Below are 7,294 nucleotides of genomic sequence, written 5' to 3'. Positions count from 1 at the left end.
CCCCCCCCCCCCGCGCCCCCCGCCCGCCGCCGGCCCCCCCCCGGCGCGCGCGGCCCGCCCCCCGGGGGCCGGGCCCGCGCGCCCGGGTCCCCCGGTGCGTTGCGGACCGCTCCGCGCCCGGCGGGGATATCGTCGGAAGGTGGCCCAGCCGACTCCCCCTCCCGAACCGTCGGAACCCGAGGCCCAGCCCGTCGTCTGCGCGCGCTGTGGCACCCGGTCCCCGAACGGCCCCCCGCCCACCTGGACCTGCTCCGTCGAGAACGGGACCAGACAGTACTTCTGCGTGGACTGCGCGCGGGAGAACCTCCGGGCGATCGAGGGCCGCCTCGACTCGTCCTGGTGGTGACCCCCGCCCACGGCCGCCCGCGCCCCCGGGCCGCCCCCCTCACTCCGGCGGCACGAACCCCGGCAGCCAGGCCTCCAGTTCGCCCCGCAGCCGCACCGTCGCACCCAGCTGGCACAGCACCCCGATGGTGCTCAGCGTCACCCGGTGGATCAGCAGGTACGCCGGCGGCAGATTGATCTGCCGTCCCAACTGGTGGGCGGGGGAGCGGGGATCGGCTATCCGCGATGCCTGGCCCCGCAGCCACGACCGGGTGAAGGTGAACTCCTCCACCTCGATGGGCTCGATGATGGGCTTCAGGTAGTCCAGCACCGCCCGCGGGTCCAGCTCGATGGACTCCTTCACGAACCCCTCGGTGGACAGGTGCCCGTACATGCCCTCGGCATCGTCCTCCAGCGTCATCCGCAGCGAGGTCCCGATGGCCTTGGGCCATCCTCCGGGCAGCCGGTCGACCGTTCCGAAGTCCAGCACGCCCAGCCGCATCCGGCCGTCCGTCCCCGTCAGCAGGCGGAAGTTGCCCGGATGCGGATCCGCGTGCAGCAGTCCGGTCCGCGCCGGCCCCGTGAACAGGAAGCGGGCCAGCAACTGCCCCGCACGGTCCCGCTCTTCCTGCGTGCCGTCGGCTATCACCTCCGACAGAGGGGTCCCTTCCAGCCACTCGGTCACCAGCACCTGGTCACCCTGGTGCACCACATCGGGCACCACCACGTCCGGATCGCCCTCGAACGCATCCGCATGGGTGCGCTGCGCCTCGGCCTCCAACTCGTAGTCCAGCTCCTCCACGACCCGGTCGCGCATCTCCTGGATCAGCGGCTTGAGCTCCATGCCCGGGACCAGCGGCCCCAGCAGCCCGGCGAACCGGCTCAGTTGCCGCAGGTCCGACACCAGGGCCTCGCCGGCCCCCGGGTACTGGACCTTGACCGCCACCTGCCGGCCGTCGTGCCACACCGCCTTGTGCACCTGCCCGATCGACGCGGCCGCCGCCGGCTTGTCCTCGAACTCCTCGAACAGGTCCCGCCAGTCGTCCCCCAGACGCTCCGCCAGCACCTGGTGCACCGTCTGCGCGGGCAGCGGCGGAGCCGCCTCCTGAAGCTTGGTCAGCGCCGCCCGGTACGGGCCGGCGAACTCCTCGGGAAGGGCGGACTCGAAGACGGAGAGCGCCTGCCCGAACTTCATGGCACCGCCCTTCAGCTCCCCGAGCGTGCGGAACAGCTGCTCGGCGGTGCGCTGCTGGATCTCACGCGCCACGATCTCCGCCGACTTGCCCCCGATCCGTTTCCCCAGCCCCCAGGTGGCCCGACCCGCGATGCCCAGCGGCAGCGCGGCCAGTTTGACGGTACGGGTGACCGCCTTCCGGGGAAGATCAGACATGCGCCCCTCCAATTCCCAGACAGCCTTGGCGCACGCGGCGGTTCAGGGGTGCCCTCCCCGCGCCTGCGGCCTCCACGCATCCTGTCATGGCCCTTCCGCGCCCTCCGGCGCGCACCGCCCCGCCCTGTCCGAGACCCGAACCGGCCCGTCTCATTACCGTTCCTCCTCCTCCGCCGCCAGCGTGGCCGCCGCACACGGGCAGCCCGGGTGGGGCCGGACCCCGGTGCGCTCCCAGTGCAGCCCCGGCAGAGCGGCCTCCCAGCGGGACGCGGTCGAGGCCGGAAGCTCCCCGTCGACGAAGGACAGGGCGTGCGCCGCGGCCAGCCCGGCCACCGCCGTGGACAGCCCCAGATCGCAAGCTGCGGCGGCCCGTCTGCGGTGCGCCGAGCGCCACTGGACCAGCATCCGAGGCCAGGCGGGGTCCCGCTCGACCCGGTCCCGCTCCATACAGCCCGCACAGGCCGTGGCGCCCGGCAGCACCAGCGGCCCGACGACCCCGGTGCCCTCCAGCACCCCCGCGTACAAGTGCGGGACGCCGGCGGCGATCCAGTCGGCCGCGAGCGCGGGATCCGGGGCCCAGGCAGCGAGTCCGTCCCGCGGCGCGACCACCACCAGAGCAGGCCCGGACGCCGGCCCCTCCCGCTCCGCCGCCCGCGGCGCCCGCCCCGGCGCCGAGGCGCGCACCAGCCCCGCCGCAGCCTCGGAACGGAGCCGGCCGACACTGTCGGCCCCGAGCCCACCCGGCGCCACGTCCGCCGGCTCCACCCGGCCGCCGTCGAGCACCTCCACCGAGCCCACGCCGGCTCCGGCCAGGACCGCGGCGATCTGCCCGCCCACGCGGCCGCTGCCGCGCACCTGGATCCGTATCGCCCGCCGCGCCGCCACCCCCCGCAGGTCCCCGCCGGGTTCGCGGCGCACCAGGGAGAGCGAGCCCAGGTCGGGCCCCAGTCGGTCCAGCGTCTCCGGCCGCTTGCGCACCGCCTGGGCCCTCGGCCCGCCCGCCGTGGCGTCGTCGAGCAGCCCGGCCGCGGCCAGCCGCCGGACCAGCCCGTCCACCTGCCCGTCCGGCAGCCCCATGGCCGCGCCCTCCGTGCGCAGCAGGTCCATGCCGCGGGTCCCGTCGATCCGGTCGATGAGTGCCCCCGTCGCCGTGTCGACCGGGCCGAGCGCGACCGCATGTGCCGGCGTTACCCCGAACTGGACCGTCTGCAGATCCCGCCACGCCCGGGCCAGTGCGGGCTTCACCTTCGGATACACGGCCTTCCCCCTCCTCCTCGTCGGCGCACCGCCCGCGCGGACCGCCCCCGGTCTCCCGCCGTCGGTTTCCCGACGTCGGCTTCCCGTCCCCGCTACAGTGCCCTCCCGCCGCATCCGGCGCGCGAGTTTGTCCACAGGCACGACCTATTGGGCATATGAGATGGAGAAGGGCGCTCCATGCGGCACCCGCCGCGAATGGATCAGGTCCGAACCGCGGAGCAGGGGTCTCCCGTCCACGCCGAGCGGGTACGGTCGTGGGCGTGTCTGCCGACCCCACGCAGCGCGCCGTCGAAGTCCGCCGGAGCGCGCGCCGCCGCAGGACCGTGTCCGCCTACCGCGAGGGGGACCGCACGGTCGTGCTCATCCCTGCCCGCATGTCCGAGGCCGAGGAGCGGCGCTGGGTGGGCGTCATGCTCGACCGGCTGGCCGCACGGGAGACCCGGCGCACCCCCGGGGACGCGGAACTCGCCGAGCGCGCCGCCCGTTTGTCCGAGCAGTACCTCGGCGACCGCGCCCACCCCCGCTCGGTCCGCTGGGTCACCAACCAGAACACCCGCTGGGGCTCCTGCACCCCGGCCGAGGGCAGCATCCGGCTCTCGCACCGCCTCCAGAGGATGCCCGAGTACGTGGTCGACTACGTACTGCTGCACGAGCTGGCCCACCTCCTGGTGCCGGGCCACGGCCCGCGCTTCTGGGAACTGCTGGAGGGCTACCCGCGCACCGAGCGGGCCCGCGGCTACCTGGAGGGCGTGGCCGCGGCCGAGCGCCTGCCCAACGTGCCCGAGCCCCGCGGCGACTGAGCCCGACGGCGACCGAGCCCGGCGGGCCGCGGACCGCCGCGGACCGGGCCCGCCGGTACCGGGCGCCGTGTACCGGGTCGGTACGGACTTGTACCGGGTCGGTACCGACTTGGCCGGATGTCGCCGGATGCGGCTAGCCTGAGCGGCACGCATTTCACTGTCGGGATGGGGGACGGTCTTACGCATGGCCAGGGAATTCCAACGCGGTCACAAGGCCAGGATCAGCGATCTGACGGCGGGTACGGACCTGTACGTGGGCGTGCAGATCGCCGGGCCGGGACTCGCCTTCGACATCAGTTGCTTCGGGCTCGACGCCCACGAGCAGCTCTCGGACGACCGCTACTTCGTCTTCTACAACCAGCCGAAGTCACCGGAGGAGTCGCTCCAGCAGCTCGGCGCGCAGGCCGGCGACACCGAGTCCTTCCGGGTGACGCTGGACCGCATCCCGGCCCACATCCACAAGTTGTCCTTCACCGCCACCCTCGACGGCGACGGCCAGATGTCGCAGATCGGCCCCGGCTACATCCGGATCGTGGCCGGCGGCGAGGAGGTCGTCCGGTACTCCTTCACCGGCGCGGAGTTCAGCACCGAGCGCGCGCTGATGCTCGGCGACTTCTACCTCAAGGACGTGTGGCGCTTCGCCGCGGTCGGCCAGGGCTTCGACGGCGGACTCGCCGCCCTGCTGAAGCACTTCGGCGGCGAGGTGGCCGAGGAGCAGGAACCGGAGCAGGCGCAGCCCGTCCAGCAGGACCCGGCCCAGCCCACGGCCCCGGCTCCCGCCCCGACCTTCGCCCCGCCGCAGGCGGCCGCGCCCGCGCCGTCCTTCGGCGCCCCGGTCCAGGCCCCCCAGGCCCCCCAGGTGCCTCAGGCTCCGCAAGCCCCGCAGGCCCCGCAGGCGCCCCAGCCTCCCCAGGACCCGGCCCCGCAGTACCACCAGCCGGCCCCGCCCGCCCCGGTCCACTCGGCCCCCACCATGGTCGGGCCGATGACCCCGCAGACCCCCCAGCCCCCCGCCGCCCCGTACGGCCAGCCGCCCCACCCGCCGCAGCAGCCGGGCCCGCCCTCCTACGGCCAGGTCCCGCAGCCCTCGTACGGCCAGGTCCCCGGCCAGCCCCAGCCCTCGTACGGCCAGACCCCCGCCCCCTACGGCCAGCCGCAGCCCTCCTACGGGCAGGTCCCCGGCCAGCAGCCGCCCCCGTACGGCCAGATGCCGGGCCAGGCCGCCCCGCACGCCGTGCCCGCAGCCGCCGGCCCCGGCCTCGGCGCCGCGCTCCAGCCGTACAAGGAGGTCCCCACCGGCGTCCGCTGGACCTCGCAGAACCAGCAGCTCATGCGCGTCGACCTGGCCATGGGCGGCCAGCCCGTCCTCGCCCGCCAGGGCAGCATGGTCCTGTACCAGGGCAAGGTCGACTTCAGCTACAAGGGCGCGGGCTTCGCCGGCCGCATCGTCGGCAACGCCACCGGCCAGGAGATGCAGCTGATGCGCTGCAGTGGTCGCGGCCAGGTCTTCCTCGCCGAGAACGGCGCACACCTGCACGGCGTCGAGCTCCAGGGCGACGCCATCTGCGTCTCCTCCGAGAACGTCCTCGCCTTCGACGAGTCGCTCCAGTACGAGGTGCGCCGCATCGAGGGCCACGGCATCCCCGGCGGAGCCCTGTTCACCATGCAGTTCCACGGCACCGGAACGGTGATCGTCAAGACGCACGGCACCCCCGTCGTCCTGCCCGTCACCCCGACCACCTTCGCGGACGCCAACGCCGTCGTCGCGTGGTCGGCGGCCTCCCAGGTGATCGTTTCCAGCCAGGTCCGGCTGCGCCGCAACGCCTATCCCGGCCACAGCGGGGAGAGCGTGAACCTCCAGTTCCGCGGCGCCCCCGGCAACTTCATCGTCGTCCAGCCGTACGAGGTCTGAGGGAGCCCGTCATGAACGCAATGAACCAGCAGCTCGCGGGCTACGCCCCCACCCCGGTCACGGCCCGCATGGAGAACCACGGCCGCGCCATGCTCAAGGTCGCCATGCAGAGCGGCCAGGACCTCTTCGCCCGCACCGGGTCCATGGTGGCGTACGAGGGCTTCATCCAGTACGAGCCCAACCCGCCGGCCATGCGCCAGATGGCCTCCCAGTGGATCACCGGCGAGGGCGCCCCGCTGATGAAGTGCACCGGCGACGGACTGCTCTACCTCGCCGACTACGGCGCGGACGTCGTCGTGGTCAACCTCAACAACGACGCCCTCTCCGTCAACGGCACCAACCTGCTCGCCTTCGACGCCCACCTCCAGTGGGGCGTCGAGCGCGTCAAGGGCATGGCCAAGTTCGCCGGCCAGGGCCTGTTCAACGTGCAGATCGCGGGCACCGGCTGGGTCGCCATCACCTCCCGGGGCACCCCGATCGTCGTCGACTGCGGCCGCGGCGAGGACGAGACGTACGTCGACCCGGACGCCCTCGTCGCCTGGTCCCCGAACCTCAAGGTGAAGGGCAAGCGCAGCTTCAAGGCCTCGTCGATGATCGGCCGGGGCAGCGGGGAGGCCTACCAGATGGCCTTCTCCGGCCAGGGCATCGTCGTCGTACAGCCCAGCGAGGACAGCACCGACCGGCTCCGGACGCGGGGCTGAGGGGGAGCGGACAGATCATGCAGAGCTCACTTTTCGGCTACGCCGAGCAGCAGTCCCAGGAGCGGTACACCGTCCAGAACCCGCAGCTGCTGCGGGTCACCCTGGCCGGGTCCGACGACGTGCTCGCCCGTAAGGGCGCCATGGTCGCCTACCAGGGCATCGTCGACTTCGACGCCGAGTACCAGAGCAGCAACCAGCGGGGCGCCCGCCGCCGCACCGGCGAGGGCCTCGACCTGATGCGCTGCTCCGGGCAGGGCACGGTCTACCTGGCGAACCTGGCCCAGTACGTGCACGTCGTGGACGTCGACCACGAGGGCCTCACAGTCGACAGCAGCTACGTCCTGGCCATGGACTCCACCCTGCACACCGAGGTCATCGCGGTGGACAGCCAGTACGGGATCTCCGGATCCGGCAAGTACCAGCTCAACATCACCGGCCGCGGCAAGGTCGCCCTCATGACCTCCGGGCAGCCGTTGATGATGCAGGTCACGCCCGACAAGTACGTCAACGTGGACGCCGACGCCATCGTCGCCTGGTCCACCTCGCTGCGCGTGCAGATGCAGGCCCAGACCCACTCCACCGGCGTCTGGCGCCGCCGCGGCAACACCGGCGAGGGCTGGGAGCTCAGCTTCCTCGGCACCGGATTCGCCCTGGTGCAGCCGAGCGAGGTGCTGCCGCCGCAGAACGCCCAGATCGGCCAGGGCGTGGCCGCGCAGTTCGGCATGGGCCAGCAGGGCGCCCACGCCCAGAACCAGAACAACGTCTGGAACTGATCCCGGAAGCCCCCCGGACCCCCGGAAGGTCCAGGAAGTCCCCGGAGACGAAGAGGGGCGGGGGGGGGGGGCGCCCCCCCCCCGCGCCCCCCCCCCCCCCCCCGCCAACACCCCCCCCCCCCCCCCCGCCGCCCCCC

7 protein-coding genes are annotated in these 7,294 nt (G+C 73.5%); 5 read left to right on the top strand and 2 right to left on the bottom strand.

Annotated elements, in window-relative coordinates:
• Positions 1–139 precede the first annotated feature (139 nt).
• A complete protein-coding gene (locus tag ACFVGY_RS09880) occupies positions 140–346 on the top strand; it encodes a hypothetical protein (RefSeq protein WP_385673674.1) in 207 nt (68 codons plus the stop codon).
• 39 nt (positions 347–385) lie between these two features.
• On the opposite strand, the gene ACFVGY_RS09875 is transcribed toward ACFVGY_RS09880, so the two are convergent.
• Both ACFVGY_RS09875 and ACFVGY_RS09870 read right to left on the bottom strand, forming a co-directional pair.
• Positions 386–1,714, bottom strand: coding sequence for an ABC1 kinase family protein (locus ACFVGY_RS09875; RefSeq protein WP_385673671.1), 1,329 nt, complete (start codon positions 1,712–1,714; stop codon positions 386–388).
• A gap of 153 nt (positions 1,715–1,867) precedes the next feature.
• The gene (locus tag ACFVGY_RS09870) at positions 1,868–2,971 is read right to left on the bottom strand and encodes a ThiF family adenylyltransferase (RefSeq protein ID WP_385673668.1); all 1,104 of its coding nucleotides are present in this window, start codon (positions 2,969–2,971) and stop codon (positions 1,868–1,870) included.
• 155 nt (positions 2,972–3,126) lie between these two features.
• On the opposite strand from ACFVGY_RS09870, the gene ACFVGY_RS09865 reads away from it, so the two are divergent.
• The 4 genes from ACFVGY_RS09865 (at position 3,127) to ACFVGY_RS09850 (ending at position 7,157) form a co-directional block, all read left to right on the top strand.
• Positions 3,127–3,771 (top strand): M48 family metallopeptidase, encoded by a 645-nt coding sequence (locus ACFVGY_RS09865; RefSeq protein WP_385673666.1) that lies wholly within the window; start codon positions 3,127–3,129, stop codon positions 3,769–3,771.
• 184 nt (positions 3,772–3,955) lie between these two features.
• Positions 3,956–5,683 carry a TerD family protein gene (locus tag ACFVGY_RS09860; RefSeq protein ID WP_385673663.1) on the top strand — a complete coding sequence of 576 codons (1,728 nt, stop codon included), beginning with the start codon at positions 3,956–3,958 and terminating at the stop codon, positions 5,681–5,683.
• Positions 5,684–5,703: 20 nt separating this feature from the next.
• Complete coding sequence (locus tag ACFVGY_RS09855; protein ID WP_385673993.1) at positions 5,704–6,384, top strand: AIM24 family protein; 681 nt, start codon at positions 5,704–5,706, stop codon at positions 6,382–6,384.
• A 17-nt stretch (positions 6,385–6,401) separates the two neighbouring features.
• Entirely contained in the window at positions 6,402–7,157 is a 756-nt protein-coding gene (locus tag ACFVGY_RS09850; protein WP_385673660.1) for an AIM24 family protein, read from the top strand.
• Positions 7,158–7,294 lie beyond the last annotated feature (137 nt).

The sequence above is a fragment of the Streptomyces sp. NPDC127106 genome (assembly GCF_042677605.1).
GTDB lineage: Bacteria > Actinomycetota > Actinomycetes > Streptomycetales > Streptomycetaceae > Streptomyces.
Note: the sequence above shows the minus strand (reverse complement) of the source record. Positions and strands in the feature narration are given on the sequence as shown.